The organism is Pseudomonas sp. LBUM1657 (genome assembly GCF_059716075.1).
In genome coordinates, this window is record NZ_CP166799.1 from 5,873,786 (window position 1) to 5,900,156 (window position 26,371).

Here is a 26,371-nt window from a genome sequence, read left to right on the forward strand (position 1 = left end):
TTGCGATGGAGAACTGCATGACCCGTTACGCTCTGATCACTGGCGCTTCCAGCGGCATCGGCCTGGCGATGGCCGAAGCGCTGGCCCGGCGCGGCCGCAGCCTGATTCTGGTGGCCCGACAGCGTGATCAGCTGGAAAGTATTGCGATTGAACTGACTCAACGTTTTGGGGTGGAAGTGTTGTTCCGTGCCTGTGATCTGGGCGAGCCTTTGCGGTTGTCGGGATTTCTGCTGGAGCTGGAGGAAGGCGACCGGCAGATCGATCTGCTGGTCAATTGCGCCGGCATCGGTACCTGCGGCCCGTTCCTGGCCCAGGACTGGATGACCGAGCAGGACCTGATCGAAGTGAACATTCTGGCGCTTACTCGCCTGTGTCACTCGATCGGGAACAGCATGGCGTTGCAGGGTGGCGGGCAGATTCTGAATGTTGCCTCGGTCGCAGCGTTCCACCCCGGCCCGTGGATGAGTACGTACTACGCCAGCAAGGCCTATGTGCTGCATTTTTCCGAAGGACTGCGCGTCGAACTGAAAAAGTGCGCGGTCAAGGTGTCGGTGCTCTGCCCCGGCCCTACCCGCACCGGGTTTTTCCGCACCGCGCAATTGGACACCGTCAAACTGGTCGACAGCAACATGCTGATGAGCCCCGAGGAAGTCGCGCTTTATACGGTGCGAGCCCTGGAAAAAAATCGCGCGATCATTATTCCAGGTCGACGCAACCGTTGGCGCGCCTTCCTACCGCGGCTAGGCTCGCGGTGGCTGACCCGTACAATCGCAGGCATGGTCAACAAGGCCTATTGCCCGCGCTGATCGACACTCAAGGTAAAAGGCTGGGCTCAGGTCTACCCCATGGTTACACTCAGGCCAGCCCAAACAACGGAGAAAACAGCTGTGGATACTCTGTTCACCAAGATCATCAACCGGGAAATCCCGGCAAAGATCATTTACGAGGACGACCAAGTACTGGCCTTCCACGACATCGCCCCACAGGCACCGGTACATTTTCTGGTGATCCCGAAGAAAGCGGTGCGCACCCTTAACGACCTCACCGAGGACGACAAGGCATTGGCCGGGCATATTCTGTTCACTGCCCAACGCCTGGCCTTGGAACTGGGCTGCGAAGAGGGCTTCCGTGTGGTCATGAACTGCAATCCTCTGGGCGGGCAGACCGTCTATCACATTCATATGCATGTACTGGGTCAGCGCCAGATGCATTGGCCGCCGGGCTGATTCGCCACACGTCCCTGTAAGAGCGAGGCTTGCCCGCGAAAGGGGCGCCTCGGTCTGTCTGAATAAGCGCGTAGGCTCCTTCGCGGGCAAGCCACGTTCCTACAGATCGCGGTGCTATCCAATGACCCTGCGCAAACCTTCCCCGGCCGATTCGGTTAAACTGGCCGCCGAGATTCTTCCCGGAGGTCAGCATGACTACCCAACGTCACTACTCGCCGATTGACCGTCTTCTGCTGCAAGCCGATGCCGCGATGCGTACCTTGCTGCCCTTCAGTGGCCAGCCGTATCGTCCGTCCCCCGCTATCGTGCAGCCGGATGCGCAGATGAGCGACGAAGACACCCGGCACGTCGCCGGCCTGATGCGCATCAACCACACCGGCGAAGTCTGCGCCCAGGCGCTGTACCAGGGTCAGGCCCTGACCGCCCGGCTGCCGCAAGTTCGCGCGGCCATGGAACATGCCGCCGAAGAAGAAATCGACCATCTGGTCTGGTGCGAACAACGCATTCATCAGTTGGGCAGCCACACCAGCATTCTCAATCCGCTGTTCTACGGCATGTCGTTCGGAATTGGCGCGGTGGCCGGGTTGATCAGCGATAAAGTCAGCCTGGGTTTCGTTGCCGCCACCGAGCATCAGGTCTGCAAGCACCTGAACGAACACCTTGAGCAACTGCCCGCCGAGGATGAAAAATCCAGGGCGATTCTTGAGCAAATGCGCATTGATGAAGAACAGCACGCCGAAAGCGCGCTGGAGGCTGGTGGCTTTCGCTTCCCGGCACCGGTGAAGTTCGGCATGAGTCTGATGGCCAAGGTCATGACCAAGAGTACTTATCGGATCTGAGGGTTGCGTTGTTTGACGAGCCTCTTCGCGGGCAAGCCACGCTCCCACAATGGTTCTGTATTCCAACGAATAAAAAAGGCGACTGCCGTGAGGTAGTCGCCTTTTTTTGTGCTCGAAGAGCTTAGCGCGGCATGTTGCGCGCGTAGAAGATTTCCAGCATCTCGTGCTTCACACGCTCGGTCACCTGGGCACGTTGCTCAGCAGACAGGCTATTGGTCGCGTCGCCGAACAGGTAGTTGTCCAGTTCGAAGTGCTTCAGCAGCATTTTGGTGTGGAACAGGTTTTCCTGATACACGTTCACGTCGGTCATCTGGTAACCGTCGCGGGTGTCTTCGGACAGGTAGTTCTGGATCGAGTTGATCTCGTGGTCGATGAAGTGCTTTTTACCTTCAACGTCGCGGGTGAAACCACGCACCCGGTAATCCACGGTCACGATATCCGAATCGAACTGGTGAATCAGGAAGTTGAGCGCCTTCAGCGGTGAAATGACGCCACAGGTCGACACATCAATGTCCACACGGAACGTCGCGATACCGTCCACCGGATGTATTTCCGGGTAGGTGTGCACCGTGATGTGGCTCTTGTCGAGGTGGGCCAGGATGATTTCAGGCAACGGGCCCGGGGACTCTTCAATCTGGCTGTCGGTGGGGGTGACCGGCTCTTCAGAGATTAGAATCGTTACGCTGGCGCCTTGGGGTTCATAGTCCTGACTGGCGATGTTCAGGATGTTGGCACCAATGATATCGACAACTTCTGTGAGGATCTGCGTCAGGCGCTTGGCGTTGTACTCTTCATTGATGTACTCGACGTAAGCCTGTTGGTCTTGCGGGGTTTCCGCGTAGCAGATGTCATAGATGTTGAAGCTCAAGGTCTTTGTCAGGTTGTTGAACCCGTGGAGCTTGAGTTTGCTTTTCACCGTTAAAACTCTCTATGTATTGCGGCCCGGGCCACGTGATCAAGCATGCCCGTCAGATGCGAACAACGCACCTGCGTAGGACGGTCAGCACCTCTTCGCGATGGCGATTTTTATTATCGGTTCGGGAGCGCGGCCTGTCAGCGGACGGGCCACCCCCTGAAAAAAGTGGCGCATTTTGCAGACGTCAGCTTGGGATCACCAGAGTCTGCACAGCTTTTATGATAGTTGAATGTCAATTCAACCGAGTTCGATGATTTCGTAGTCGTGGGTAATCTCGACACCGGCCGCACCAAGCATGATCGACGCCGAGCAATATTTCTCCGCGGACAGCTCAATGGCACGTTTGACCTGGGCTTCTTTCAGCCCGCGGCCCTTGACCACGAAATGCATGTGGATCTTGGTGAACACCTTCGGATCTTCGGTCGCGCGCTCGGCTTCGAGAAAGGCTTCGCAGCTTTCGACGGCCTGACGGGACTTCTTGAGGATGCTGACCACATCGAAATTGCTGCAACCGCCAACACCCAGCAGGAGCATTTCCATCGGCCGGACACCCAGGTTACGACCACCGGCATCGGGCGGACCGTCCATGACCACGACATGACCGCTGCCGGATTCGCCGAGGAACATGGCTTCGCCAGCCCATTGGATGCGTGCCTTCATCGCCAAGACTCCACTGTATAAAAAAGGGTCGCCAGCTTAGCACAGGGCCCTGGAATGACAGCGCTTCGCCTTCCTAGGACATAACCATCTACGGCGTAGGTAAATGCTCGAATATTGCAGGAAGTGTCTGTTAAGCTGGCGCCAATTCGCTGGCGCATAGCCAGCTTTGTAGCAACCTCAGCGACTCATAAAAAAACCAAACACACCGTGAAGTCTTTTCGGGATACAACCATGGTTGCTATTGCCCCTACCCCCAAAATCAAGAACCTCGACAAGCTGTTGATGCACTGCCAGCGCCGTCGTTATCAGGCCAAGAGCAACATCATTTGTGCCGGCGACCGCTCCGAGACGCTGTTCTTCATCATCAAAGGCTCGGTCACCATCCTGATCGAGGATGACGACGGCCGCGAAATGATCATCGCCTATCTGAACTCCGGGGATTTTTTCGGCGAGCTGGGTTTATTTGAACAGGCTGGCCTGGAGCAAGAACGCAGCGCCTGGGTGCGTGCCAAGATCGAATGCGAAGTCGCGGAAATCAGCTACGCGAAATTCCGCGAGTTATCCCAGCAAGACCCAGACATTCTTTACGTACTTAGCGGACAAATCGCACAACGCCTGCGCAACACCACGCGCAAGGTTGGCGACCTGGCGTTCTTCGATGTGACCGGTCGCGTCGCCCGCTGCCTGCTGGAACTGTGCAAACAACCAGACGCCATGACCCATCCCGACGGCATGCAAATCAAGGTGACCCGTCAGGAAATCGGGCGGATTGTCGGGTGTTCCCGTGAAATGGTCGGTCGCGTACTCAAGGACCTGGAAGAGCGCAATCTGGTGGACGTCAAAGGCAAGACCATGGTGGTCTTCGGTACGCGCTAAGCCTTGAGCATTTCTGCCAGCAACTGACGATAGAGCGCGTCGAGCCGCTCCAGCGCGTCTGGAGCGGCGAATTTTTCATGCAGTGCGATGTGGCTTTCGGCACGAACCCGCTGCTCCAGGCCACATGCTTCATTGAAGCGATTGACCGCCGCGACCATCGACTCCCGCTCGTTATCCAGCAACATCGCCCCGTGCACCAGCCCGACCGGACGCTGGCCACCTTTGCTCTGGCGCCAGCGCTGGGCAGTGCCGACCATCTTGCGACCGTCGAGGTTGACGTTGAAACGGCCGTCGCAAAACGCGCCTTCAATTTCGCCCAATGACGAAACGCCACCCAACTCGTCGAGCAGCTGACAGATCGGGTCGCAGAGTCGGCGGTACGCGGTTTCGATCCGGTTCTGGTCACCTTCGCTACGCGGTGGTGCGTAGACCAGCGCTATGTTAATCGTCGATGCCGATTGTGGCACCGGCTCACCGCCAGTTTCGCGCAATAGCACTGGCCAACCGGCCGCCGCCGAAACTTCGCACGCAGCTTCGAAGCCGGGCAGACGATTCAAGCGACGAGGCATGACTAATGCGCGGTCGCTTGGCTGCCAGAACAGCAGGCCGAAATCCGTATCGCCGGTGCATACCTGGGCTAGCAGATCCTGTTCGGCGACGAGGCCGGCTTCGACGGTCAGAGCGATAGGTTGGGTCATGGACTATTCCGTAAGACGTGAAGTCTTTGGAGGATTTGATGGCCTCTTCGCGGGCAAGCCCGCTCCCACAAGGAGACAGGCTTGCCTGCGAAGGCGTGTTCAGTCCAGGGTCGAGCCGCTGACGGGAACGCCACGCTCTGGAAAGAACAGACGCTGCAGTTCGGTACCCGGGCTTTCGGCGCGCATGAACGCCTCGCCGACCAGGAACGCGTATACGTCGCTGATTTCCATCAGTTCGACATCGGCACGATTGAGGATGCCGCTTTCGGTGATCACCAGGCGATCACGCGGAATACGCGGCAACAGGTCAAGTGTGGTTTCCAGATTGACGTCGAACGTGTGCAGGTTGCGGTTGTTGACGCCTACCAGCGGCGTGTCGAGGGTTTTCAGGGCTCGCTCCAGCTCGTCGCCATCGTGGACTTCCACCAGCACATCGAGGCCGACGCTTTTGGCCACGGCTGCCAACTCGGCCATTTTCACGTCGTCCAGTGCGGAGACGATCAACAGCACGCAGTCAGCGCCCAAGGCGCGGGCTTCGACGATCTGATACGGATCGATCATGAAGTCCTTGCGGATCACCGGCAGATTGCACGCCGCGCGCGCCTGTTGCAGATAAGCATCGGCGCCCTGGAAGTAATCGATATCGGTGAGCACCGACAAGCAAGTGGCGCCGCCCTTCTCGTAGCTTTTCGCGATGTCGGCAGGCACGAAGTTCTCGCGAATCACGCCTTTGCTCGGTGAAGCTTTTTTGATTTCAGCAATGACCGCAGGGTGCTTCAGCTTGGCCTGAGCGATCAGTGCCTGGGCAAAACCACGGGGTGCATCGGCCGTCTTGGCCAGACTTTCCAGCTCGGCGAGGCTCACGCGAGCACTACGCTCGGCAACTTCCTCGACTTTGCGCGCCAGAATGTTTTCCAGAACCGTCGGTACACTCATCCCTCATTCTCCACTTTGAATACCGCGGTAAATGCACCCAGCTCCTCGAGTTTTTCCCGAGCGAGGCCTGTGTGCAGCGCATCGTGCGCCAGGGCAACGCCCTCTTTCAAACTGCTGGCCAGGTCGGCGGCGTACAGCGCGGCACCGGCATTGAGCACGATCATTTCCGCAGCTTTCTGACCGTTTTCGGTCTTGCGCTTGCCCAAGGCATCGCGAATCAGCTCAAGGGAAGCCGCCGGACCGTCCACTGCCAAGCCGTGCAAACTCTGGCTTTTCATCCCTAAATCTTCTGGCTCGACCCAATACTCGGTGATCTGGTCGTTCTTCAATTCCGCTACAAAGGTGGGCGCTGCCAGACTGAACTCGTCCAGGCCATCCTTCGAGTGCACCACCAACACATGCTTGCTACCCAGACGCTGCAAAACTTCGGCCAATGGCCGGCACAACGCCTGATTGAACACGCCCACCACTTGATGCTTCACGCCGGCCGGATTCGTAAGCGGGCCGAGCATGTTGAACAACGTACGCAAGCCCAGCTCGCGGCGCGGGCCGGCAGCGTACTTCATGGCACTGTGATGGGTCTGGGCGAACATGAAACCGATGCCGACGTTGTCGATGCAACGCGCCACTTGCGCCGGCGTCAGGTTCAGGTAGATACCGGCCGCTTCCAGCAGATCGGCGCTGCCGCTTTTGCCCGACACCGCACGGTTGCCGTGCTTGGCCACGGTGCAACCGGCTGCGGCGACCACGAACGAGGACGCGGTCGAGACGTTGAAGATGTTCGCGCCGTCACCGCCGGTACCGACCACGTCGACAACGCCGTCGAGGGTCTTGAGTTCGACCTTGTCCGCCAGCTCGCGCATGACCGACACGGCGCCGACGATTTCGTCGATGCTTTCGCTTTTCATGCGCATGGCCATCATGAAGGCGCCAATCTGCGCGTCCGTGCATTGCCCGGTCATGATTTCGCGCATCACATCGCGCATCTCATCGGTGCTGAGGTCGAGCTGCTCGACGATACGGCTCAGGGCTGTCTTGATATTCATGGAAAGTCCTTAGCGCGTGCCGCCGGTTTGTTTGAGGAAGTTAGCCAATAGCTCGTGGCCCTGCTCGGTGAGGATAGACTCAGGGTGGAACTGCACCCCCTCGATGTTCAAGGTCTTGTGGCGCAGGCCCATGATCTCGTCGACCGAGCCGTCTTCAAGTTGGGTCCAGGCGGTCAGCTCGAGGCAATCGGGCAGGGTTTCAAGTTTGACGACCAGCGAGTGATAGCGGGTGACCGTCAGCGGATGATTCAGCCCTTCAAACACACCCTTGTCTTCGTGGAACACCGGGCTGGTCTTGCCGTGCATGACCTGACGGGCGCGGACCACATCGCCGCCATAGGCCTGGCCGATGGACTGATGCCCCAGGCAAACGCCCAGAATTGGCAGCTTGCCGGCAAAGTGCTTGATGACGTCAATCGAGACGCCGGCTTCGTTTGGCGTGCAAGGACCGGGGGAAACCACGATGCGCTCTGGGTTGAGGGCCTCGATTTCGGCAATGGTAAGTTCATCGTTGCGCACGACTTTGACCTGGGAGCCGAGCTCACCAAGGTACTGCACAACGTTGTAGGTAAAAGAGTCGTAGTTATCGATCATCAGCAACATGGCGTTTAGAACCTCTTGAATTCACTGACTTTAATACAGCCTTCGAATGATTTACCCGCAGCGTCCTGCGCTTTGTCGGTCGCTGGAGTTGCGCAGCAAAGCGGTTGGTCTTACGGGTAAAGAAGGCAAAGCGGTAAAGATCCGGCCGGGCCGGCAGAAGGATTCAGGCGCGCCAACGCCAGCGGGCGTGTGCCTTGATGACTTGATCCAGAAGTTTGCTGACGATCAACACGGGGAAGGTCTCATTTATACGTCTCGGCACAGTAACTTAGCTGGGCAGAGCGTGCAATATGGCGCGATCGAAGCGCGCGAAACAATCGATGGGTTCGCGCCGAACGGCAACTGGCTCTATAGTTTTTGGCACTCTCGTTTCGCTCACAACAACAATAAACAAACGGACTTGCTCATGATCAGACAGATGTTGGCTGTACCGCTTGCCGGCTGCTTGCTCGCCATAGCCTGCACCCAGGCGATCGCGGCGCCCAACCCTTACTCGAATTTCATCGTCTTCGGCGACAGCCTCAACGATGCGGGGCAGTTTACCGACGCGGGCGGCCCTCCCGGCTCGACCCTGCGCTTCACCAACCGAATCGGCCCTGTTTACCAGGACGGCAGTGGCGAAGTGTATTCCGCCAACTCGACGCAACTGCTGGGTGGAAGACTCGGGTTTTCACCGGACCAGACGGCCGCCTCGACCTCGGCGGCGCGCGCCAGCCAAGGCCTGCCGGATGGCAATAACTGGGCCGTTGGCGGCTACCGCACCGACCAGATCCTCGACTCGATCACCACTGCATCCGCCACGGGTGAACGCGCCCGCCTGGGCTACCTGCCGACAAACAACTTCCGCGCCGATCCGAACGCGCTGTATTACCTCTCCGGCGGCGGTAACGATTTTCTTCAGGGACGTGTCCAAAGTGGCGCTCAGGCAAATGCCGCTGCGGATCGACTGGCAAACAGCGTCCAGGTTCTGCAAACCGCCGGCGCCCGCTACATCATGGTCTGGCTGCTGCCTGACCTGGGTTTGACGCCCGCCATCAATGGCACTCCCCAGCAGGCAGCGACTTCACAACTGAGCAGCGCTTTCAACCGGCAACTGGTCACTCGGCTCGCGGGCATCGATGCTGAAATCATCCCGCTGAACATTCCGCTGCTGTTGCAGGAAACCTTCGCCGACCCGGCGCGATTCGCTCTGGCCACCGGCCAGAATCTGACCGCCACGTGCTTCAGCGGTAACGGCTGCGTCGAAAACGCAACGTATGGCATCAACAGTGCCACCCCGGACCCGAGCAAGCTGATCTATAACGATGGCGTCCATCCGACCGAAGCCGGGCAAAAGCTGATTTCCGATTACGCCTATTCCTTACTGGCAGCGCCGTGGGAACTGACACTGCTGCCGGAAATGGCCCACGCCACCTTGCGTGCACATCAGGACGAGTTGCGCAGCCAATGGCAATCGGACTGGGAGAACTGGCAGGCGGTCGGCCAATGGCGAGCGATTGTCGCCGGCGGCGGTCAGCATCTCGATGTCGATAGCCAAAGTAGCGGCGCCAGCGCGGATGGCAGCGGTTACAACTTGAATATCGGCGGCAGCTACCGTCTCAATGACGCCTGGCGTGTGGGGGTAGCGGCAGGCTTTTATCGTCAGAATCTGGAGGCAGGCAATAACGATTCGGACTACAAACTCAACAGCTACCTGGCTACAGCCTTCGCCCAGTTTCAGCAGAACCGTTGGTGGGCTGATGCCGCGTTGACTGGCGGCAAACTGGATTACGACAACCTCAAACGCAAATTCGATTTGGGTGCCAGCGAAGGTTCGGAAAAAGGCGATACCGATGGCTATCTCTGGGCCTTTAGTACGCGGGTTGGCTACGACATTGCGCAACCGGGCAGTGAGTGGCACCTGTCGCCGTTCATCAGCGCCGACTACGCGAAAGTGGAAGTCGACGGCTACTCGGAAAACAGTAACCGCTCCACCGCGCTGACCTTCGATGACCAGAAGCGTGACTCGAAACGTCTGGGCATCGGTTTGCAGGGCAAATACCAGATCACTGCGCAGACTCAAGTGTTCGGCGAATATGCCCACGAGCGTGAGTATGAAGATGACGTGCAGAAAGTGAATATCGCCCTCAACAGTCTGCCATCCCTGGACTTCAAGCTCGACGGCTATACGCCGCAAAGCCACTTGAATCGCGTGAGCCTGGGGGTCAGCCACAAGTTGACGGCCGATCTGGCGCTACGTGGTGGGTACACGTTCCGCAAGGATGATGACTTTACCCAGCAAGGGGTGACCGTCGGGGTCAGTCTGGATTTCTGATTAAAAAAAAGCTGCCTCCTAAGGGGCAGCTTTCTTTGGTTGGAAGTCTTGAGCGAACTCAGTTGTCCGGGGTTTGTTCGGCCAGAGCCACTGCACGGAACATCGCACGGCGTTTGTTCAGGGTTTCTTCCCATTCCAGTGCCGGCACCGAGTCGGCGACGATACCGCCACCGGCCTGCACGTGCAGTTCGCCGTTCTTGATCACCGCGGTGCGGATCGCGATCGCGGTGTCCATGTTGCCGTTCCAGGCGAAGTAACCGACCGCGCCGCCGTAGACGCCACGCTTGACCGGTTCCAGTTCGTCGATGATTTCCATCGCGCGAATCTTCGGTGCGCCGGACAAAGTGCCCGCCGGCAGAATCGCCCGCAATGCGTCCATCGCGGTCAGCCCGGCCTTCAATTGCCCGGTGACGTTGGACACGATGTGCATCACGTTGGAATAGCGCTCGATGACCATCTTTTCGGTGAGTTTCACCGAACCGATTTCCGAGACGCGACCGGTGTCGTTGCGGCCCAGGTCGATCAGCATCAAGTGCTCGGCGATTTCCTTGTGGTCGGACAGCAGGTCTTTTTCCAGTGCCAGGTCAGCCTCTTCGTTTGCGCCCCGCGGACGGGTGCCGGCGATCGGGCGCACGGTGATCAGGTTGTCTTCGACCCGCACCAGCACTTCCGGCGAACTGCCGACGACGTGGAAGTCGCCAAAGTTGAAGAAGTACATGTAAGGCGTCGGGTTGAAGCAGCGCAGCGCCCGGTACAGATCAATCGGTGCAGCCTTGAAGTCGATCGACATGCGCTGGGACGGCACGACTTGCATGCAGTCACCGGCCAGGATGTATTCCTTGATGGTGTCGACGGCTTTTTCGTAATCGTCCTGGGTGAAACTGGAGCGGAACACCGGATCAGCCGATTGCTGCTTGCTGAAATCCAGCCCACGGCGCGGGGTGATTGGCTGACGCAGTTTCTCCAGCAGCGCTTCCAGTCGTGCCTGACCTTGTTCAAAAGCATCGTCCTGCGCCGGGTCGGCCAGGACAATCGCGTGCATCTTGCCGGCGAGGTTGTCGAACACCACCACCGCATCGGAGACCATCAACAGAATGTCCGGCACGCCCAGTGGGTCCGGGTTCGGGCACTTGCCCAGACGCTTCTCTACATAGCGCACGCAGTCGTAGCCGAAGTAACCCACCAGGCCGCCGTTAAAGCGCGGCAGGCCGGGGATGGTCGGCACGTTGTAACGGGCTTTGAATGCTTCGACGAAAGCCAGCGGGTCTTCAACATCGTGGCTTTCGATCTCGACGCCGTCGTGGGTCACGCTGACGTGATGATCGTGAACCCGCAACACGGTGCGACACGGTAGGCCGATGATCGAATAACGGCCCCACTTCTCCCCGCCCTGCACCGACTCGAGCAGGTAGGAGTTGGGCTCGTCGGCCAGTTTCAGGTAGATCGACAGCGGCGTGTCAAAGTCGGCCAGGGTTTCGCAGGCAAGCGGGATGCGGTTGTAGCCGGCAGCGGCCAAACGCAGGAATTCTTCACGGATCATGGGGTAGCCTCGTGGCTTGAGGTTCTAACAGTCAGGTATGCAAACGCGCCGGTACGCCGGCCAGGATCAAGTCAGGCGCGCCAACGCCAGCGGGCCAGGGCCTTGATGACTTTCATCCAGAGTTTGCGAGTGACCACCACGATGGCGTTTCCAGAAGGGGGTTGAACAGCGTCGGGCAACGTTATCTCAGCGGCCGGATCCAGGCAACCGGGAATTAGTTTGCGCAGATCGTCGATCACCAGCGTCGGCGATTCCTCGGCGATAGGTCGACCATGGTTGTAACCATAACTGAGGGCGACGCACTTGACCCCCGCCGCTTTCGCCGCCTGCACGTCGCTGCGCGAATCGCCGACGAACAACGATTGCGATGCAGGAATGTTGGCCATTTTCATCACGAAAAACAGCGCAGCCGGGTCAGGTTTTTTCTGTGGCAGGGTGTCGCCACCGATAATCCATTTGAAGTAGCGGCCGATCTTCATCTGATCCAGCAGCGGCGCGACGAAGCGCTCCGGCTTGTTGGTGATCAGCGCCATCTCGACGCCCTGCTTGTGCAGCCATTTCAGCGTGTCGCGCACGCCGGGGTAAACCACGGTCAGATCATGGCTCTGACTGTAGGCCTCCATGAAAATCTCCAGCGCGCCTTCGGCTTCACCGTCATCGACTGTCGAATGGTCGATGCCGCCGGCCAGCGCGCGGCGCACCAGCACCGGCGCGCCGTTGCCGACCCATTCGCGCACCGACTCGATGCCCGCGGGTACGCGGCCGAGTTTGAGCAACATGTTATCCACAGCCGCTGCGAGGTCGGGGACCGAATCGATCAGCGTGCCATCAAGATCGAACATCACCAGCCGCGGCAGACGCCCCGGGAACAGCTGCTCAAAGCCACTCATGGGCGAGCCAATGCCAGTTCGGAACGCATCTTTTCAATCACCTCTTGGTAGTTCGGTGCATTGAAGATCGCCGAGCCGGCGACGAAGGTGTCGGCGCCCGCGGCAGCGATTTCACGAATGTTGTTCACGTTCACGCCGCCGTCGATTTCCAGGCGGATGTCTCGGCCGGAAGCATCGATCAGCGCCCGCGCTTCACGCAGCTTATCGAGGGTGCCGGGGATGAACTTCTGCCCGCCGAAGCCGGGGTTGACGCTCATCAACAGGATCATGTCGACCTTGTCCATGACGTATTTGAGCACGTCCAGCGGGGTCGCCGGGTTGAACACCAACCCCGACTTGCAGCCGCCTTCGCGGATCAGTTGCAGCGAACGGTCAACGTGCTGCGTGGCTTCCGGGTGGAAGGTGATGTAGGTCGCACCGGCCTCGATGAAGTCAGCGACGATGCGGTCCACCGGGCTGACCATCAGGTGTGCATCGATCGGCGCGGTCACGCCGTACTTGCGCAGGGCCGCGCAAACCATCGGGCCGATGGTCAGGTTCGGCACGTAATGGTTATCCATGACATCGAAGTGCACGAAGTCGGCGCCAGCGGCCAGGACATTGTCCACTTCTTCACCCAGGCGGGCGAAGTCGGCGGAGAGAATCGACGGAGCAATTACGAAGGGCTGCATCACGCACCTTTTCTGAGCAGAATCACGATGGCGCGCATTGTATACCTCATGCTTTGACCCGCGCGACGTGACTGCGATGATCAGTAGGCCGCTCGGTAGATCTTCTCGATATCGACGGCGCTCAACTGGCGCGGATTGTTGCGCATCAGGCGCTCGATGCCTGCGGCTTCCACGGCCATGGCAGGGATCGCATCCTCGGGAACGCCGAAGCTGCGCAGGCCCGATGGGATTTCCACCGCAGCGCACAGTTCGGTCATGGCTTCCACGGCTTTGTCGGCCGCCTCATTGGCGCTCAGATGAGCGGTCTTCACGCCCATGGCTTCGGCAATATCCTGCATCCGCTCGACGCAGGCCATCTTGTTCCAGGTCATGACATACGGCAGCAGCAAGGCGTTGCTCACACCATGGGCGATGTTGAAACGCCCGCCCAACGGATACGCCAGCGCATGCACCGCGCCGACGCCGGCATTGCCGAACGCCATGCCGGCCATCAGGCTGGCGGTGGCCATATCTTCGCGGGCCTGCAGATTGGAGGGATTGGCGTAGGCCTTGGGCAATGCCTTGGCGATCAGCTTGATGGCGCCGATGGCCAGGGAGTCGGTGATCGGCGAGGCGTTGACCGACAGGTAGGATTCGATGGCATGCACCAGCGCATCGACGCCACTGGCAGCGGTGACGCTGCGCGGGCAGGTCAGGGTCATTTGCGGGCTGACCAGCGCCACGTCTGGCAATAGATAGTCGCTGACGATGCCTTTCTTCAGTTGTGCAACCTTGTCGGAGAGGATCGCCACGTTGGTAACTTCCGAGCCGGTGCCAGCGGTGGTCGGGATGGCGATCAGCGGCGGGCCTTTGCGTGGCACCTGATCGATGCCGAACAAATCTTCCAGCGCACCGTGGTAACCGGCATAAGCGGCCACGCTTTTGGCAATGTCGATAGCGCTGCCGCCGCCCAGACCGATCAGCCCGTCATGCCCGCCCTCGCGGTAAACCCGCATGCAGTCTTCGACGATGGCGATTTCCGGGTCCGGCAACACCCGGTCGAAAATCTCGTAGCTGCGATCCCCCAACTGCGCCAGCGCCAGCTCTACCGTGCCGGACTTGACCAGTGCGGCATCGGTGACGATCAGCGGGTTGTCGATATCGAGGCGCGTCAGCTCAGCCGCCAGTTGCTCGATGGCACCTGCGCCGGTGATCAGTTTGTGAGCGATTTTGAAAGAGGAAAGACTCATGTGCGCGGCCTCTTATAGATAGGGGAGCTGGGCACAATAGTAGCTGGGGTTTGGGGTTTGTCTGCTATTCAGGCTGTGAATGACCGGCGATTCCAAACAATCGTGGGAGCGGGCTTGCTCGCGAAGGAGCCGTGTCAGTCGACATCGATGTTGACTGACACGGCCCCTTCGCGAGCAAGCCGCTCCCACATTTTTACCGCGTGTAGATTCAGACCTGAGCGGTACGCAGTTTCTCGCTGCGGCCACGCAGCCATTCCAGGGTCAGCAACAGGATCACCGAGAAGGCGATCAGCAGTGTCGCGGCGGCGGCGATGGTCGGGCTGAGGTTTTCGCGTATGCCGCTGAACATCTGCCGTGGCAACGTCGCTTGTTCGGGACCGGCGAGGAACAGCGTCACCACCACTTCATCGAACGAGGTGGCGAACGCGAACAGCGCACCGGAAATCACGCCCGGCGCGATCAACGGCAAGGTCACCCGGCGAAACGCAGTCAGCGGCGATGCACCCAGGCTTGCCGCAGCGCGCACCAGATTATGGTTAAACCCCTGCAATGTCGCCGACACGGTGATGATCACAAACGGCACACCCAGCACCGCATGCACCACGATCAGCGAGAAAAAGCTGTTGCCCAGGCCCAATGGGGCAAAGAACAGGTAACTGGCCACACCGATAATCACCACCGGCACCACCATCGGCGAAATCACCAGGGCCATCACCAGCGCCTTGCCGGGAAAGTCACCGCGGGTCAGGCCAATCGCCGCCAGCGTACCGAAAATCATCGCCAGCACCGTGGCCGCCGGAGCGACGATGATGCTGTTCTTCAACGCCCGCATCCACTCCGCCGACGTGAAGAAATCGTGATACCACTGCAGCGAGAACCCTTGCAGCGGGTACACCAGGAAACTGCCGGAGTTGAACGACAGCGGGATAATCACCAGCACCGGCAGAATCAGGAACAACAAAATCAAGCCGCAGAGAATCCGCAAGCTGTAGAACCACACCCGTTCGATGGGCGACATATAAGGACTCAGCATTTCGTTCTCCCCTTAGCTCAGGCGCAGGCGACTGGCGCCCACCAGCCAGCTGTAAATCAGATAAAGCACCACGGTCGCCAACAGCAGCAGCCCACCGAGTGCGGTCGCCATGCCCCAGTTGATGCTGGTGTTGGTGTAGAAGGCGACGAAGTAACTGACCATCTGATCGTTCGGGCTGCCCAGCAAGGCCGGGGTGATGTAGTAGCCGATGGCGAGGATGAACACCAACAGGCAACCGGCGCCGACACCGGCATAGGTCTGCGGGAAGTACACCCGCCAGAAACTGGCGAACGGGTGACAGCCGAGGGAAATCGCGGCGCGCATGTAGGTCGGCGAGATGCCTTTCATCACGCTGTAGATCGGCAGGATCATGAACGGCAGAAGGATGTGCACCATCGAGATGTAGACCCCGGTGCGGTTGAACACCAGCTCCAGCGGTTTATCGATGATGCCCATGGCCATCAAGCCGCTGTTGATCAACCCGCCCGATTGCAGCAGCACGATCCACGCGGCGACTCGCACCAGGATCGACGTCCAGAACGGCAGCAGCACCAGAATCATCAGCAGGTTGCTCTGGCGGGATGGCAGGTTCGCCAGCAGGTAGGCCAGCGGATACGCCAGCACCAGGCAGATCACGGTGATGATCAGGCCCATCCAGAAGGTCCGGGCGAATATGTCGAGGTAGATTGCCTGATCCGGCGTGGCCGGGGCGACTTCGCCGAGGTCGTCGATGCGATGATCGACGGCCGCCAGCAGGTAGTACGGTGTGATGCTGCTGGTGTTGCGGCGCACGGCTTGCCAATAGGCCGGGTCACCCCAGCGCTCGTCGAGCGCTTCCAACGCTTCTTTATAAGAGGCCGGTTCAGTGGCGAACGGCAGGGCGCGTGCTGTTTTGGTCAGCAGGCTGCGGTAGCCGGCCAACTCCATGTTCAAGCGCTTGGACAGGTCGCCCAAGGTCTGATTCTTGCGGGCTTCGGCGAGGTCTTCGCTGGCTGCCTTGTAAACCGGCTCAGCGGGCAGGCCGCGGCCGTCCCAACTGGCGATGGCGGCCACGGTGCGCGGCATGCCGCCGACCACTTCCGGGTTACCCACGCTTTTGTAGAGCAGCGCCACGATCGGCACCAGAAACACCAGCAACAGAAACAGCACCAAAGGCGCAATCAAGGCTTGAGCTTTCCAGCGGTTGATCCGCTCGGCGTGCTTGAGCCGCTGCTTCAAGGTGGGGTCGGTGCCCGCGTTCAGGGGAACGGCGATAGCCATGACGTACTCCGGAAATCTTTGATCGTTAAATTCACACAACTCTGATGTGGGAGCGGGTTTGCTCGCGAAAGCGGTGTGTCAGTCAGCATCAATGTTGGATGTGAAGACGCCTTCGCGAGCAAGCCCGCTCCCACATGGGTCAGCTTATTTTGCTGCCCAGGAATTGAAGCGCTGCTCCAATTGCTCGCCGTTGTCAGCCCAGAAGCTGACGTCGATCTGCACCTGGTTGGCGATGTTTTCCGGGGTGGTCGGCATGTCCTTCAAGACATCCTTGTTCAGCAACGGTACAGCCTGGATGTTGGCCGGGCCGTAGGCGATGTTTTCCGAATAGGTCTTCTGCTGTTGGGGCTGTACCGAGAAGGCGATGAATTTCTTCGCCGCTTCAGCCCGCGCCTTGTCCAGACCTCTTGGAATGGCCCATGCGTCGAAGTCGTAGATACCGCCATTCCACACGACTTTCAGGTTACTTTCTTTCTGTACCGCAGCGATCCGACCGTTATAGGCGGAGCTCATGACCACGTCACCGGAAGCAAGGTACTGCGGCGGTTGTGCGCCGGCTTCCCACCACTGGATGCTTGGCTTGAGTTCATCGAGTTTCTTGAACGCGCGGTCCTGACCGTCTTTGCCGGCCAGCACTTTGTAGACGTCTTTTGGCGCAACGCCGTCGGCCATCAGAGCGAATTCCAGGGTGTACTTCGCGCCTTTACGCAGGCCGCGTTTGCCCGGGAATTTCTTGGTGTCCCAGAAATCTACCCAACTGGTCGGTGCGCTTTTCAGCTTGTCGGCGTTGTATGCCAGCACGGTCGACCACACGAAGAAGCCCACGCCGCATGGCTGGATAGCGCCTTTGACGTAGTCTTCAGATTTGCCAAACAGCGCAGGGTCGAGTTGCTCGAACATGTCTTCGTCGCAACCACGGGACAGTTCCGGCGATTCAACTTCCACCAGGTCCCAGGACACGCTCTTGGTGTCGACCATGGCTTTGACCTTGGCCATTTCGCCGTTGTACTCGCCCGCCACGATCTTGCCGTTGCCTGCCGCTTCCCACGGTGCGTAGAAGGCTTTGACCTGCGCCGCCTTGTTCGCCCCGCCAAAGGACACCACGGTCAGGTCCGGGCCCGCCGCCATCGCGTGTGCCGCACCGATCATGCCCATGACCAAAGCGGTGAATTTCAGGGATCTCAACATTTATTGTTCTCTCCACGTGCAGGGTTGGTGTTGTTGAAGCAGGGGGGCGATCAATGCGCCTCTAGAAGTGGGTCGAGCGCGCGAACGTGTTCGACCTGCCAGCCAAGCGGTACCACGTCGCCGACTGCCAGCGCGGGATCGAGCTCGGCAATCGGTTGTTTCACAAAGAAGTCGGTCTTGCCGCAGACTTCCAGGCGAACCCGGACGTGGTCGCCCAGATAGATGAATTCCGCCACCCTCCCTGAGAAGCGGTTGACGCAGGACTCGCTGGAACCGTTGAGGCTGATGCGCTCGGGGCGAATCGACAGCGTGACCGGTTCGCCGGTCTTGCCGACGTTGACGGCCAAGGCTTCAACCTTTTCCCCGCGACCGAGTTCAACCACGCAGCGGTCGCCGGTGTGGCTGTGCAAGCGGCCATTGAGGCGGTTGTTCTCGCCGATGAAGTTGGCGACGAAGGTGTTTTTCGGTTCTTCGTAGAGGGTGCGCGGCGGGGCGATCTGCTGGATTTCGCCCTGGTGGAACACCGCCACACGGTCGGACATGGTCAGGGCTTCGCCCTGGTCGTGGGTTACGTAGACCACGGTCACGCCCAGGCGCTGGTGCAGATGCTTGATCTCCATCTGCATGTGTTCGCGCAGTTGCTTGTCCAGTGCGCCGAGGGGTTCGTCCATCAGCACCAGTTGCGGCTCGAACACCAACGCTCTGGCCAGGGCCACGCGTTGCTGCTGACCGCCGGACAGTTGTGCCGGATAACGCTGGGCGAAGGTGTCGAGCTGAACCATGCTCAGGACACGCTTGACCCTGTCACTGACGTCGCTCTTGTTCAAGCCGCGCACGGTCAGCGGGAACGCGAGGTTCTCGGCGACCGTCATGTGCGGGAACAACGCGTAGTTCTGAAACACCATGCCGATGTCGCGCTTGTGCGGCGGCACGTTATTGATGGAGCGCCCGGCCAGCAGGATTTCGCCTGCGGTCGGAGTTTCGAAACCGGCGAGCATCATCAGACTGGTGGTTTTGCCGGAGCCGGACGGCCCCAGCAAAGTGAGGAATTCGCCTTTGCGAATATCCAGGTTGAGGTCTTTGACGATCAGGTTCTCGCCGTCGTAGCTTTTTTGCACTCCACGAAAGCTGACCAGAATGTCACTGGCCCCTGCGCTTGAATCGACCTGGCTCATACCCACACCTTTGTTGTTGATGACTGCTGTGGACTAAGCCTAGTGGACGCTGGTGACCACGCAAATCGGGGTGCAGGAGAGAATCGCCTCAGCGGGATGGAAGGCTGGGGGTAGGGATTGCCCTACAAGGATGGCGGGGATGGATAGGGGCAGCGGCAATCGGCTGGTTTCGAGCCGCAAGAACGGGTAAATGCGATGCTGGGGGATGTCGCAAATAGATATGCCACCGCGATCCTGTGGGAGCGGGCTTGCTCGCGAATGCAGTGTGTCAGTCGACATATGCACTGAATGTAACGCCGCCTTCGCGAGCAAGCCCGCTCCCACAATTGATTCGGGGTGTATCAGAGCAGTTTGTGTTCCATGGCGTATTTCACCAGCTCAGCCAGGGAGGTGATGTTGAGTTTCTGCATCAACCGCGCTTTGTGAGTGCTGATGGTTTTGCTGCTCAAGGCCAGTTGCTGGGCGATGTCGTTGACATTCGCTCCCTGGGCCAGGCGTTCGAACACCGAGAACTCACGCTCCGACAGCAATGAGTGCAACGGTCGCGAATCGGTCAGGCCGACTTCGAAGACCATGCGGTCGGCCAGGTCCGGATCGATGTAACGCCCGCCCGCCGCGACTTTGCGGATGGCCGTCAGCAGCAGCGCCGGATCGCTGTCCTTGGTCGCGTAGCCAGCGGCACCGACCTTCAACGCCCGGGCAGCCATTTGTGCTTCGTCGTGCATCGACAGCACCAGAATCGCCGGCGGATTGTTCAGGGCGCGAATCCGCGGAATGGCCTCCAGGCCATTGACCCCCGGCATAGAGATATCCAGCAACACCACCTCGCAAGGCACATGACGCAAGGTCTCGAGCAACTGTTCGCCATTGCTGGCCTCCCCCACCACCAGCAAATCCTTGGCCAGGCCAATCAGTTGCTTGATGCCTTCACGGACGATGGTGTGGTCTTCGGCTACCAGTACACGGATCACGTTCTTCTCCAGATTCAAGATCATTCGCGAGCAAACCCGCTCCCACTTTTAGACCGTGATCAAATGTGGGAGCGGGCTTGCCCGCGAAGGCGCCAGTTCAAACAACTTAAACCCTCAGGCCCCATCCAACGGCACTCGCACAATCAGGGTCGTGCCCTCCCCCGGCTCACTCTCAAGCGACAATTCGCCCCCCATGATCAACACCCGCTCACGCATGCCGACCACACCAAAGGATGTCGACCTACCGGTGGGAGCGATAAATCCTACGCCATCATCGCTAACCGTCAGACACAACTCGTCGCCCTCAAGGGCCAGTGTCAGTTCCACAGTATGCGCCTGGGCATGGCGCATGACATTGGTCAGCGCCTCCTGAAGAATCCGGAACAAGCCAATCGCCTTGGCATCACTGAGTACCGGCAAGTTCTCCGGCACCTGCACCAGACACGGAATCTGCGTGCGCGCCTCGAATCGGCGGGCTTGCCATTCGATGGCCGAGGCAATCCCGGCATCCAGAATCGGGGGTCGCAACGCCGTCGCCACATCACGCACCAGTTGAAACAGTTGGGCGATCAAACGCTTCATGCTGTTCAGGCGTTCGTTGAGGCCGGGATCAAGTTGGGCGTAGGCCAGTTCGCACATGGACGTTTCAAGCTTCAACACGGTCAACATCTGCCCCAGCTCGTCATGAACTTCCCGGGCAATGCGGGCCTTTTCCTCTTCCCGCACGCTCTCCAGGTGGGCGGACAGCTCACGCAGTTGCTCCCGGGAGCTGGCGAGTTCCAGCTCGATGCGTTTGCTCTCGCTGATGTCCCAGACAATCCCGTCCCAGACATAAGCGCCATCTTCGAGCCGGCGGGTAATCGCCTTGATCTCGGCCCAGCGCTGTTCTCCCGAACGGGTGAGAATCCGTCCTTGCCACGACCAGTCGCTATCAGTATCCAGCGCATGATCCTGGGTCTGGTGATAACTGGCCTTGTCGTCGGGATGCACCAGGCTGCGCAGGCCTTTGTCGCGATGGGCCAGGGTGGCCGGCGAGTAACCCACCAGGCTTTCGCTGCCTTCACTGATGTAGGCAAAGTCGATCTGACCTGTCACCGGCGCCCGCTCCAGCCGAAAGACCAGTCCGGGGACGTTGGCTGCAATCCCTTGCAGCCGCGCTTCGCTTTCCTGCAACGCCGCCAGGGCACGACGACGCTCGGTGACGTCATTGAGGTAAACCACCAGGTATTCGCCGTCGCGAAAACGCAAGAAGCTCAGCGAAACATCCGTCGGCAGGATACTGCCGTCGGCCCGCACACAGTTGGTTTCGAAACTTGGCGGAGCGTCTTCGCTGGCCCGGGCGCGCTTCCACAGGTTCAGCCAGCGGTCCATGTGCAAGCCGGGCTCGAAGTCGATCAGCGGCCGATCGATGATTCCGCCCGCCGGATAGCCGAGCATGGTTTCTGCCGCGCGGTTGGCGTAACGCACATGGCTGTCCCAGTTGACCCAGAGGATGCCGACGGTGCTCTGGTCGATGGAAAACTGCGTGAGGCGCAAGGCTTCTTCGCTGGCGGCACGCAGGGCAATGTCTTCCCGAGCCGCCAATAATCGTTGCTCCAGACTGTGCTGTTGCCGACGCTGCCAGAACACAATGGCCATGCTGCTGAGCGCCAACACCAGCAACAACAGACAGAGGTTTTGCCAGAATCCCGGGGTCTCGGTCAGCCGTGGGTACTTGGGTTGCAGCCATTGGTTGTGCAGTTGTTCCAGATCCTTGGGCGGGATCGCCCGCAACGCGCTTTCGATAATGCCGGCCAGCTCTGGCCAGTCCCGTCGCGTGGCCACCCGCAGCAACTGCGGCAGGCCAATGTCGCCGACCACCACCAGCCCGGCGAATTCCGGTTCGACGGACAGCCGCCCCAGTTGCGCTTCATCGACCACGGCGTAACTGGCCTGCTGGCTCAACAGCAATTGCAATGCCTGGCGTTCGATCGGCACGCCCTGAAGGTTTAAATGCGGATAGTTGCCGCGCAGGTAATCGGCGGTGGCACTGGGCATGCGCACGGCGACGCGGGTCTGGCCGTCGAGTTTTTCCAACTCGACTGCGCCGGTACTTTTCTGGTCGCTGACCACCAGTTGCGGCACCCGCATGTACGGATCGGAAAACTGCCAAAGACGCAGCCCTGCTGGGGTTTGCATCAGCCCTGGAGCGATGTCGATTTCACCCTCGCGCGCGGCGGCTTCCAGTTGCGCGAGGTCGGGAAAGTTACGCCAGCTCAGCTCGACCTTGAGGGCTTTGGCGACCCATTTCATCAGCTCGACGTTAACCCCGGACAGGCGCTGCAAACGGCGATCGTATTGGGCATAGGGCGCCTGTAACACCAGCCCGACCCGCAATTCGTCATGCTGCGCCAACCATTGTTGCTGGCCCGCGGACAATGGCGCGACGTGCGTCGGTGGCGCAGGAGCCGCCCAACCCATCAAGGGAAACCACAAACAGCCGATAACCCACAGGCAGCAAACACGCATCATCGAAATCTCACACACTGACAAATACTGACCAACCCATTAGGCTGCCGGAATAACTTCTGGCCTGGAATATCCGATGCCCCCTGTCTACCGCCTGGCACTGCCAGCATTGTGCCTGTCGCTGATCCTGCCTTGCGCCTTTTCTGTCGAGGCGGCCAACCCGGCACCTTCCACCACGGAAAAACCAGCAGAAGAAAAGCCGGTCGAACGTCAGCCGCTGCTTGAGCGTAGTCAGGAAGAAGCGGCAGCACTTGAGCGAAAAATTCCCGCTCAGGAACAGCAACAACTACAGGCCGGAGCCGATACCTTTCTGGCCTTGTGGAAACCGGCCAATACCGCCGACCCCAAAGGTGCGGTGATTATCATCCCTGGCGCCGGTGAGACCGTTGACTGGCCGCAAGCAATCGGCCCATTGCGACGTAAATTACCCGACGCCGAGTGGAGCAGCCTGAGTATCACCTTGCCGGACCTGCAAAGCGATGCCATAGCGCCACGTGTCGCAGAAGTGGCGCCAACGCCAAACGCTCCCGACGTGGGCAGCAAAGATTCGACCACTGCCGCGCCCATCGAGCAGGTGGCGGGCGGTGAAGCGGAGGTGGTGGACAAGGCGATCGCTGAAACCACCGATGAACAGGCCAAAGCCGATGCCGAGCGCATCTTCGCCCGCATCGATGCCGCCATTGCTTATGCCGAACAGCAAAGCGCTCGCAGCATCGTGGTGCTGGGTCATGGCACTGGTGCTTATTGGGCCGCGCGTTATCTGAGCGAGAAACAGCCCTCGCAAGTGGAGAAGTTCGTGATGGTCGCCGCGCAGACGCCCGTTACGGTGAAGCCCGAGCTGGTCGAACTCACGCCAACCTTGAAACTGCCTACCGCCGACATCTTTTATATGGATAAGCCGCAGGATCGCAATCTGGCGCTGGCGCGCTTGCAAGCGAGCAAGCGGTTGAAGACTTCGGGGTTCAGCCAAGTATCACTCAAGGCATTGCCAGGTAATACCAAAGCGGAGCAAGAACAGCTGTTTCGCCGGGTACGTGGGTGGTTGAGTCCTCAGCCTGCGACGGACTGATAGACCGAGTTGCTCCCTTCGCGAGCAAGCCCGCTCCCACATTCGATCTCGGTCGTACACAAATTCTGTGTCCGCTGAAGATCTAATGTGGGAGCGGGCTTGCTCGCGAAGACGGCTTTACAAACACAACGACTCTATCGCTCTACAGCTCTACCGAAAATCCCGCCGCTCACGAATCAACGTGTAGGCATTATGCAATTCTCGAGTCTTGTCGGTGGCCTCGCGAACCTGCAACGCCGACGCACCGCTACCGGCAATCTTGTCCGGGTGATGGCGACTGAGCAGGCGTCGGTAGGCACGTTTGATTTGTGCCGGCTCACTGGTGGCGGAAACCCCCAACAGCCGCAGAGCGTCCTGATAGGTCACCGTACTGCTGACCATTGACCGTTTCTGCGGTTCATAGTCACTCGCCAACGCCCTTACCTGCTGAGACGTCCAGCCCAGCCATTTACCCCATTGGGCTATCAGCTCAAGCTCACCGTTGCCGGCACGACCATCGGCCCAGACCATCCGCCAACAGGCGCGCAATACACCCTCGGCGGCGTAGGGCTGAGTACTCAGGCGCCGAAGGTAACCGCGCAACCGATCATGCCCCGACTTGCCGCGATTGAACGCGGCAATCGCGCGACGCTGGGCCGAGTCAGTCATTTCCAACGAACGCATTTCCTGACGGGCCTGCTGAATGTGGCCATCCACCACTCGCCCATCGCTCTTGGCCAGCCGCCCCAACAACACAAACAACAACTCATCGTTGCGTAATACGGAGCGACCACCGAGTTTTTCCCGCACGTGCGCCCAGCTCTGCAGGTTCAAACGCCGGTCCAGCGCCTGTCCCAACAACGCGCCGAGCATGGCCCCCGGAATGCTGGCTATGGCAAAGCCCGCTCCGGCTCCAATCAGAGTCCCTGGCCACAGCATGTCAGCGTCTCGCTTCTATCAGGGTTTCAACTTCAGCCAGACGCTCGTGCGTGCCAACATCGACCCACTGTCCCCTCAAGCGCTCACCCGACACTTGCCCGTCAGCCATGGCCGTACGCAGCAACGGCGCCAGCTTGAACGCCCCGGCGGAGCAACCTTCGAACAGCTGCGGGTGCAGCACGGCGATACCGCTGTAGGTCAGGGTTGCGGTATCCGCTTGACCGTCGCGCACCTGCCCGTCGACCAGGCGAAAGTCCCCGGCCGGGTGATGGGCCGGATTGTCCGCCAGCACCAGATGCGCCAACCCGGCAATGGGCTGATGCAACACGCTGAAGTCGTAATCCGTCCAGATGTCGCCGTTGACCACCACAAAGGCCTCATCACCCAGCAACGGCAACGCCCGGAAAATCCCGCCTCCGGTTTCCAGCGGCTCACCTTCCGGCGAGTACTGAATGCTCACGCCATACTGCGAGCCGTCGCCCAGATAGTCTTCGATCTGCTGGCCGAGCCAGGCATGGTTGATCACGATCTCGGTAAAACCGGCGGCGGCCAGCGCGCGCAGGTGATACTCGATCAGCGGCACCCCGCCTGCGCGGACCAGCGGTTTTGGCGTGGTCAGGGTCAGCGGGCGCATGCGCTCGCCTTTGCCTGCCGCCAGAATCATCGCCTTCATGCAGTCGCTCCAGCACGCAGACTTAGCAGCAATACGTCCAGCTCAGCCAGTTCAGGACGGCGGGCGATCACGGCATCTATATAAGCAAAGAAGCGCGGCACATCAGCCAGATAACGCGGCTTGCCGTCGCGGTGGCAGATACGGGCGAAGATGCCGATCACTTTCAGGTGACGCTGCACCCCCATCAGGTCGCTGGCACGCAGGAACTCTTCGAAGTCGGGTTGAACCGGGATTCCGAGTTCGCCTGCTTGTTGCCAGTAAGCTTCCAGCCAGCCATGTACACGCTCCTCAGGCCAGCTGAGGAAGGCGTCTTTGAACAGGCAGGTCACGTCGTAAGTCACGGGACCATAGACCGCATCCTGGAAATCCAGCACACCGGGATTCGGCTCGCTGAGCATCAGGTTGCGCGGCATGTAATCGCGATGCACCAGGACTTTTGGCTGGGCCAAGGCGCTGTCGATCAGCAAGTCGGTGACCTGCTGCCAGAGCATCTGCTGAGCCGAATCGAACTCGATGCCCAACTCGCGCTTCACGTACCACTCGGGGAACAATTCCAGCTCGCGCCGCAGCAACGCAACGTCGTAACTCGGCAGCGGTGCGACCATCGGCAATTGCTGAAAAGCCAGCAGCGCTTGCAGCGCATCCTCGAACAAATCGTCGGCATTTTCGCGGTCGATCACGTCCAGATAAGTCTTGTTGCCCAGGTCATTGAGCAAAAGAAAACCGCGTTCAAGGTCTTCGGCATAAATTTTCGGCACATTTATTCCGGATTTCGCCAGCAAAAAAGCGATATCCACGAAGGGTTTGCAGTTTTCCTGGGGCGGTGGCGCGTCCATTACGACGAAGCTTTTGCCCTCGCCTTCCCAGCGGAAATAGCGCCGAAAACTGGCGTCGCTACTGGCCGCGGTCAACGTGGCCGGGGGTACGGCGCCCCAGCCCTGTTCCGCAAAGAGGATTGCCAACTGCTCATCGAGCCAAACTTTCAGGTGTTGCAAACGTACATCTTGGTCAGGCATTGCAAGGGTCTCCGACGGCGCTAGCCGTCAAGCGGGTCATGCTTTATTATCCAGCATCTTTTTCAGACCATCGAGAGGCGTGCGGCCCACACCGCGGGCAGATGGCACGCAGGAAG

General features: G+C 59.6%; 25 protein-coding genes. 6 read left to right on the plus strand and 19 right to left on the minus strand.

Going from position 1 to position 26,371, the window contains the following annotated elements; genetic code table 11:
- Positions 1 to 17 precede the first annotated feature (17 nt).
- The 3 genes from ACA055_RS27210 (at position 18) to coq7 (ending at position 2,065) form a co-directional block, all read left to right on the plus strand.
- Positions 18 to 806, plus strand: a complete 789-nt coding sequence (locus ACA055_RS27210; protein WP_497681355.1) for an SDR family NAD(P)-dependent oxidoreductase — start codon at positions 18 to 20, stop codon at positions 804 to 806.
- 81 nt (positions 807 to 887) lie between these two features.
- Entirely contained in the window at positions 888 to 1,226 is a 339-nt protein-coding gene (locus ACA055_RS27215) for a histidine triad nucleotide-binding protein (RefSeq protein WP_008147240.1), read from the plus strand.
- Positions 1,227 to 1,417: 191 nt separating this feature from the next.
- A complete protein-coding gene (gene coq7 / locus ACA055_RS27220) occupies positions 1,418 to 2,065 on the plus strand; it encodes a 2-polyprenyl-3-methyl-6-methoxy-1,4-benzoquinone monooxygenase (RefSeq protein WP_497681356.1) in 648 nt (215 codons plus the stop codon).
- Positions 2,066 to 2,186: 121 nt separating this feature from the next.
- Here the strand turns inward: coq7 and speD are convergent, their stop codons facing one another.
- Both speD and ACA055_RS27230 read right to left on the minus strand, forming a co-directional pair.
- On the minus strand, positions 2,187 to 2,981 hold the full coding sequence (gene speD / locus ACA055_RS27225) for an adenosylmethionine decarboxylase (RefSeq protein WP_497681357.1): 795 nt from the start codon (positions 2,979 to 2,981) through the stop codon (positions 2,187 to 2,189).
- 237 nt (positions 2,982 to 3,218) lie between these two features.
- Entirely contained in the window at positions 3,219 to 3,641 is a 423-nt protein-coding gene (locus ACA055_RS27230) for an OsmC family protein (RefSeq protein WP_008061600.1), read from the minus strand.
- 231 nt (positions 3,642 to 3,872) lie between these two features.
- On the opposite strand from ACA055_RS27230, the gene crp reads away from it, so the two are divergent.
- Positions 3,873 to 4,517: a cAMP-activated global transcriptional regulator CRP gene (crp, locus tag ACA055_RS27235; protein WP_497681358.1), complete on the plus strand. Its 645-nt coding sequence runs from the start codon at positions 3,873 to 3,875 to the stop codon at positions 4,515 to 4,517.
- Here the strand turns inward: crp and ACA055_RS27240 are convergent.
- From ACA055_RS27240 to ACA055_RS27255, 4 genes are all read right to left on the minus strand, one after another.
- Positions 4,514 to 5,215 (minus strand): lipoate--protein ligase family protein, encoded by a 702-nt coding sequence (locus ACA055_RS27240; protein WP_497681359.1) that lies wholly within the window; start codon positions 5,213 to 5,215, stop codon positions 4,514 to 4,516. The genes crp and ACA055_RS27240 overlap by 4 nt on opposite strands.
- A 99-nt stretch (positions 5,216 to 5,314) precedes the next feature.
- A complete protein-coding gene (gene trpC / locus ACA055_RS27245; RefSeq protein ID WP_497681360.1) occupies positions 5,315 to 6,151 on the minus strand; it encodes an indole-3-glycerol phosphate synthase TrpC in 837 nt (278 codons plus the stop codon).
- Positions 6,148 to 7,197 carry an anthranilate phosphoribosyltransferase gene (gene trpD / locus ACA055_RS27250; protein ID WP_497681361.1) on the minus strand — a complete coding sequence of 350 codons (1,050 nt, stop codon included), beginning with the start codon at positions 7,195 to 7,197 and terminating at the stop codon, positions 6,148 to 6,150. The genes trpC and trpD overlap by 4 nt, the downstream gene beginning before the upstream one ends.
- 9 nt (positions 7,198 to 7,206) lie before the next feature.
- Positions 7,207 to 7,800: an aminodeoxychorismate/anthranilate synthase component II gene (locus tag ACA055_RS27255; protein ID WP_497681362.1), complete on the minus strand. Its 594-nt coding sequence runs from the start codon at positions 7,798 to 7,800 to the stop codon at positions 7,207 to 7,209.
- Positions 7,801 to 8,206: 406 nt separating this feature from the next.
- Between ACA055_RS27255 and estP the strand changes: the two genes are divergently transcribed.
- Positions 8,207 to 10,114: an esterase EstP gene (gene estP, locus ACA055_RS27260; RefSeq protein WP_497681363.1), complete on the plus strand. Its 1,908-nt coding sequence runs from the start codon at positions 8,207 to 8,209 to the stop codon at positions 10,112 to 10,114.
- Positions 10,115 to 10,172: 58 nt separating this feature from the next.
- Here estP and trpE read toward each other — a convergent pair whose 3' ends face one another.
- The 10 genes from trpE to ACA055_RS27310 form a co-directional block, all read right to left on the minus strand.
- A complete protein-coding gene (gene trpE, locus ACA055_RS27265; RefSeq protein WP_497681364.1) occupies positions 10,173 to 11,654 on the minus strand; it encodes an anthranilate synthase component I in 1,482 nt (493 codons plus the stop codon).
- Between the two features lie 71 nt (positions 11,655 to 11,725).
- Complete coding sequence (locus tag ACA055_RS27270) at positions 11,726 to 12,544, minus strand: phosphoglycolate phosphatase (protein ID WP_497681365.1); 819 nt, start codon at positions 12,542 to 12,544, stop codon at positions 11,726 to 11,728.
- Positions 12,541 to 13,215 carry a ribulose-phosphate 3-epimerase gene (gene rpe / locus ACA055_RS27275; protein ID WP_497681366.1) on the minus strand — a complete coding sequence of 225 codons (675 nt, stop codon included), beginning with the start codon at positions 13,213 to 13,215 and terminating at the stop codon, positions 12,541 to 12,543. Before rpe ends, ACA055_RS27270 begins: the two co-directional genes overlap by 4 nt.
- Positions 13,216 to 13,295: 80 nt before the next feature.
- Positions 13,296 to 14,444 carry an iron-containing alcohol dehydrogenase gene (locus tag ACA055_RS27280; protein ID WP_497681367.1) on the minus strand — a complete coding sequence of 383 codons (1,149 nt, stop codon included), beginning with the start codon at positions 14,442 to 14,444 and terminating at the stop codon, positions 13,296 to 13,298.
- A gap of 208 nt (positions 14,445 to 14,652) precedes the next feature.
- Positions 14,653 to 15,477 carry an ABC transporter permease gene (locus ACA055_RS27285; protein ID WP_497681368.1) on the minus strand — a complete coding sequence of 275 codons (825 nt, stop codon included), beginning with the start codon at positions 15,475 to 15,477 and terminating at the stop codon, positions 14,653 to 14,655.
- Between the two features lie 12 nt (positions 15,478 to 15,489).
- Positions 15,490 to 16,737 carry an ABC transporter permease gene (locus ACA055_RS27290; RefSeq protein WP_497681369.1) on the minus strand — a complete coding sequence of 416 codons (1,248 nt, stop codon included), beginning with the start codon at positions 16,735 to 16,737 and terminating at the stop codon, positions 15,490 to 15,492.
- A 144-nt stretch (positions 16,738 to 16,881) separates the two neighbouring features.
- Positions 16,882 to 17,925, minus strand: a complete 1,044-nt coding sequence (locus ACA055_RS27295) for an ABC transporter substrate-binding protein (RefSeq protein WP_497681370.1) — start codon at positions 17,923 to 17,925, stop codon at positions 16,882 to 16,884.
- A gap of 50 nt (positions 17,926 to 17,975) precedes the next feature.
- Complete coding sequence (locus tag ACA055_RS27300; protein WP_497681371.1) at positions 17,976 to 19,100, minus strand: ABC transporter ATP-binding protein; 1,125 nt, start codon at positions 19,098 to 19,100, stop codon at positions 17,976 to 17,978.
- A 341-nt stretch (positions 19,101 to 19,441) separates the two neighbouring features.
- The gene (locus tag ACA055_RS27305; RefSeq protein ID WP_178082239.1) at positions 19,442 to 20,095 is read right to left on the minus strand and encodes a response regulator; all 654 of its coding nucleotides are present in this window, start codon (positions 20,093 to 20,095) and stop codon (positions 19,442 to 19,444) included.
- Between the two features lie 90 nt (positions 20,096 to 20,185).
- Complete coding sequence (locus ACA055_RS27310) at positions 20,186 to 22,582, minus strand: PAS domain-containing sensor histidine kinase (RefSeq protein ID WP_497681372.1); 2,397 nt, start codon at positions 22,580 to 22,582, stop codon at positions 20,186 to 20,188.
- A 73-nt stretch (positions 22,583 to 22,655) separates the two neighbouring features.
- Here ACA055_RS27310 and ACA055_RS27315 point away from each other — a divergent pair, with 73 nt between their 5' ends.
- Positions 22,656 to 23,648 (plus strand): alpha/beta hydrolase family protein, encoded by a 993-nt coding sequence (locus ACA055_RS27315; RefSeq protein ID WP_497681373.1) that lies wholly within the window; start codon positions 22,656 to 22,658, stop codon positions 23,646 to 23,648.
- A gap of 150 nt (positions 23,649 to 23,798) precedes the next feature.
- Here the strand turns inward: ACA055_RS27315 and ACA055_RS27320 are convergent, their stop codons facing one another.
- The 3 genes from ACA055_RS27320 to ACA055_RS27330 are packed head-to-tail and all read right to left on the minus strand — an operon-like array spanning position 23,799 to position 26,255.
- Positions 23,799 to 24,566 carry a DnaJ domain-containing protein gene (locus ACA055_RS27320; protein WP_497681374.1) on the minus strand — a complete coding sequence of 256 codons (768 nt, stop codon included), beginning with the start codon at positions 24,564 to 24,566 and terminating at the stop codon, positions 23,799 to 23,801.
- A gap of 1 nt (position 24,567) precedes the next feature.
- Complete coding sequence (murU, locus tag ACA055_RS27325) at positions 24,568 to 25,239, minus strand: N-acetylmuramate alpha-1-phosphate uridylyltransferase MurU (protein WP_497681375.1); 672 nt, start codon at positions 25,237 to 25,239, stop codon at positions 24,568 to 24,570.
- Complete coding sequence (locus tag ACA055_RS27330) at positions 25,236 to 26,255, minus strand: aminoglycoside phosphotransferase family protein (protein ID WP_497681376.1); 1,020 nt, start codon at positions 26,253 to 26,255, stop codon at positions 25,236 to 25,238. The genes murU and ACA055_RS27330 overlap by 4 nt, the downstream gene beginning before the upstream one ends.
- Between the last annotated feature and the right edge of the window lie 116 nt (positions 26,256 to 26,371).

What these genes read in the sequence shown, in the direction of transcription:
- ACA055_RS27210 (WP_497681355.1), top strand. Translation starts at nt 18, where the DNA reads ATGACCCGTTACGCTCTGATCACTGGCGCTTCCAGCGGCATCGGCCTG.
- coq7 (WP_497681356.1), top strand. Translation starts at nt 1,418, where the DNA reads ATGACTACCCAACGTCACTACTCGCCGATTGACCGTCTTCTGCTGCAA.
- ACA055_RS27230 (WP_008061600.1), bottom strand. Translation starts at nt 3,641, where the DNA reads ATGAAGGCACGCATCCAATGGGCTGGCGAAGCCATGTTCCTCGGCGAA.
- crp (WP_497681358.1), top strand. Translation starts at nt 3,873, where the DNA reads ATGGTTGCTATTGCCCCTACCCCCAAAATCAAGAACCTCGACAAGCTG.
- ACA055_RS27240 (WP_497681359.1), bottom strand. Translation starts at nt 5,215, where the DNA reads ATGACCCAACCTATCGCTCTGACCGTCGAAGCCGGCCTCGTCGCCGAA.
- trpC (WP_497681360.1), bottom strand. Translation starts at nt 6,151, where the DNA reads ATGAGTGTACCGACGGTTCTGGAAAACATTCTGGCGCGCAAAGTCGAG.
- trpD (WP_497681361.1), bottom strand. Translation starts at nt 7,197, where the DNA reads ATGAATATCAAGACAGCCCTGAGCCGTATCGTCGAGCAGCTCGACCTC.
- ACA055_RS27255 (WP_497681362.1), bottom strand. Translation starts at nt 7,800, where the DNA reads ATGTTGCTGATGATCGATAACTACGACTCTTTTACCTACAACGTTGTG.
- estP (WP_497681363.1), top strand. Translation starts at nt 8,207, where the DNA reads ATGATCAGACAGATGTTGGCTGTACCGCTTGCCGGCTGCTTGCTCGCC.
- trpE (WP_497681364.1), bottom strand. Translation starts at nt 11,654, where the DNA reads ATGATCCGTGAAGAATTCCTGCGTTTGGCCGCTGCCGGCTACAACCGC.
- ACA055_RS27270 (WP_497681365.1), bottom strand. Translation starts at nt 12,544, where the DNA reads ATGAGTGGCTTTGAGCAGCTGTTCCCGGGGCGTCTGCCGCGGCTGGTG.
- rpe (WP_497681366.1), bottom strand. Translation starts at nt 13,215, where the DNA reads ATGCAGCCCTTCGTAATTGCTCCGTCGATTCTCTCCGCCGACTTCGCC.
- ACA055_RS27280 (WP_497681367.1), bottom strand. Translation starts at nt 14,444, where the DNA reads ATGAGTCTTTCCTCTTTCAAAATCGCTCACAAACTGATCACCGGCGCA.
- ACA055_RS27285 (WP_497681368.1), bottom strand. Translation starts at nt 15,477, where the DNA reads ATGCTGAGTCCTTATATGTCGCCCATCGAACGGGTGTGGTTCTACAGC.
- ACA055_RS27290 (WP_497681369.1), bottom strand. Translation starts at nt 16,737, where the DNA reads ATGGCTATCGCCGTTCCCCTGAACGCGGGCACCGACCCCACCTTGAAG.
- ACA055_RS27295 (WP_497681370.1), bottom strand. Translation starts at nt 17,925, where the DNA reads ATGTTGAGATCCCTGAAATTCACCGCTTTGGTCATGGGCATGATCGGT.
- ACA055_RS27300 (WP_497681371.1), bottom strand. Translation starts at nt 19,100, where the DNA reads ATGAGCCAGGTCGATTCAAGCGCAGGGGCCAGTGACATTCTGGTCAGC.
- ACA055_RS27305 (WP_178082239.1), bottom strand. Translation starts at nt 20,095, where the DNA reads ATGATCTTGAATCTGGAGAAGAACGTGATCCGTGTACTGGTAGCCGAA.
- ACA055_RS27310 (WP_497681372.1), bottom strand. Translation starts at nt 22,582, where the DNA reads ATGATGCGTGTTTGCTGCCTGTGGGTTATCGGCTGTTTGTGGTTTCCC.
- ACA055_RS27315 (WP_497681373.1), top strand. Translation starts at nt 22,656, where the DNA reads ATGCCCCCTGTCTACCGCCTGGCACTGCCAGCATTGTGCCTGTCGCTG.
- ACA055_RS27320 (WP_497681374.1), bottom strand. Translation starts at nt 24,566, where the DNA reads ATGCTGTGGCCAGGGACTCTGATTGGAGCCGGAGCGGGCTTTGCCATA.
- murU (WP_497681375.1), bottom strand. Translation starts at nt 25,239, where the DNA reads ATGAAGGCGATGATTCTGGCGGCAGGCAAAGGCGAGCGCATGCGCCCG.
- ACA055_RS27330 (WP_497681376.1), bottom strand. Translation starts at nt 26,255, where the DNA reads ATGCCTGACCAAGATGTACGTTTGCAACACCTGAAAGTTTGGCTCGAT.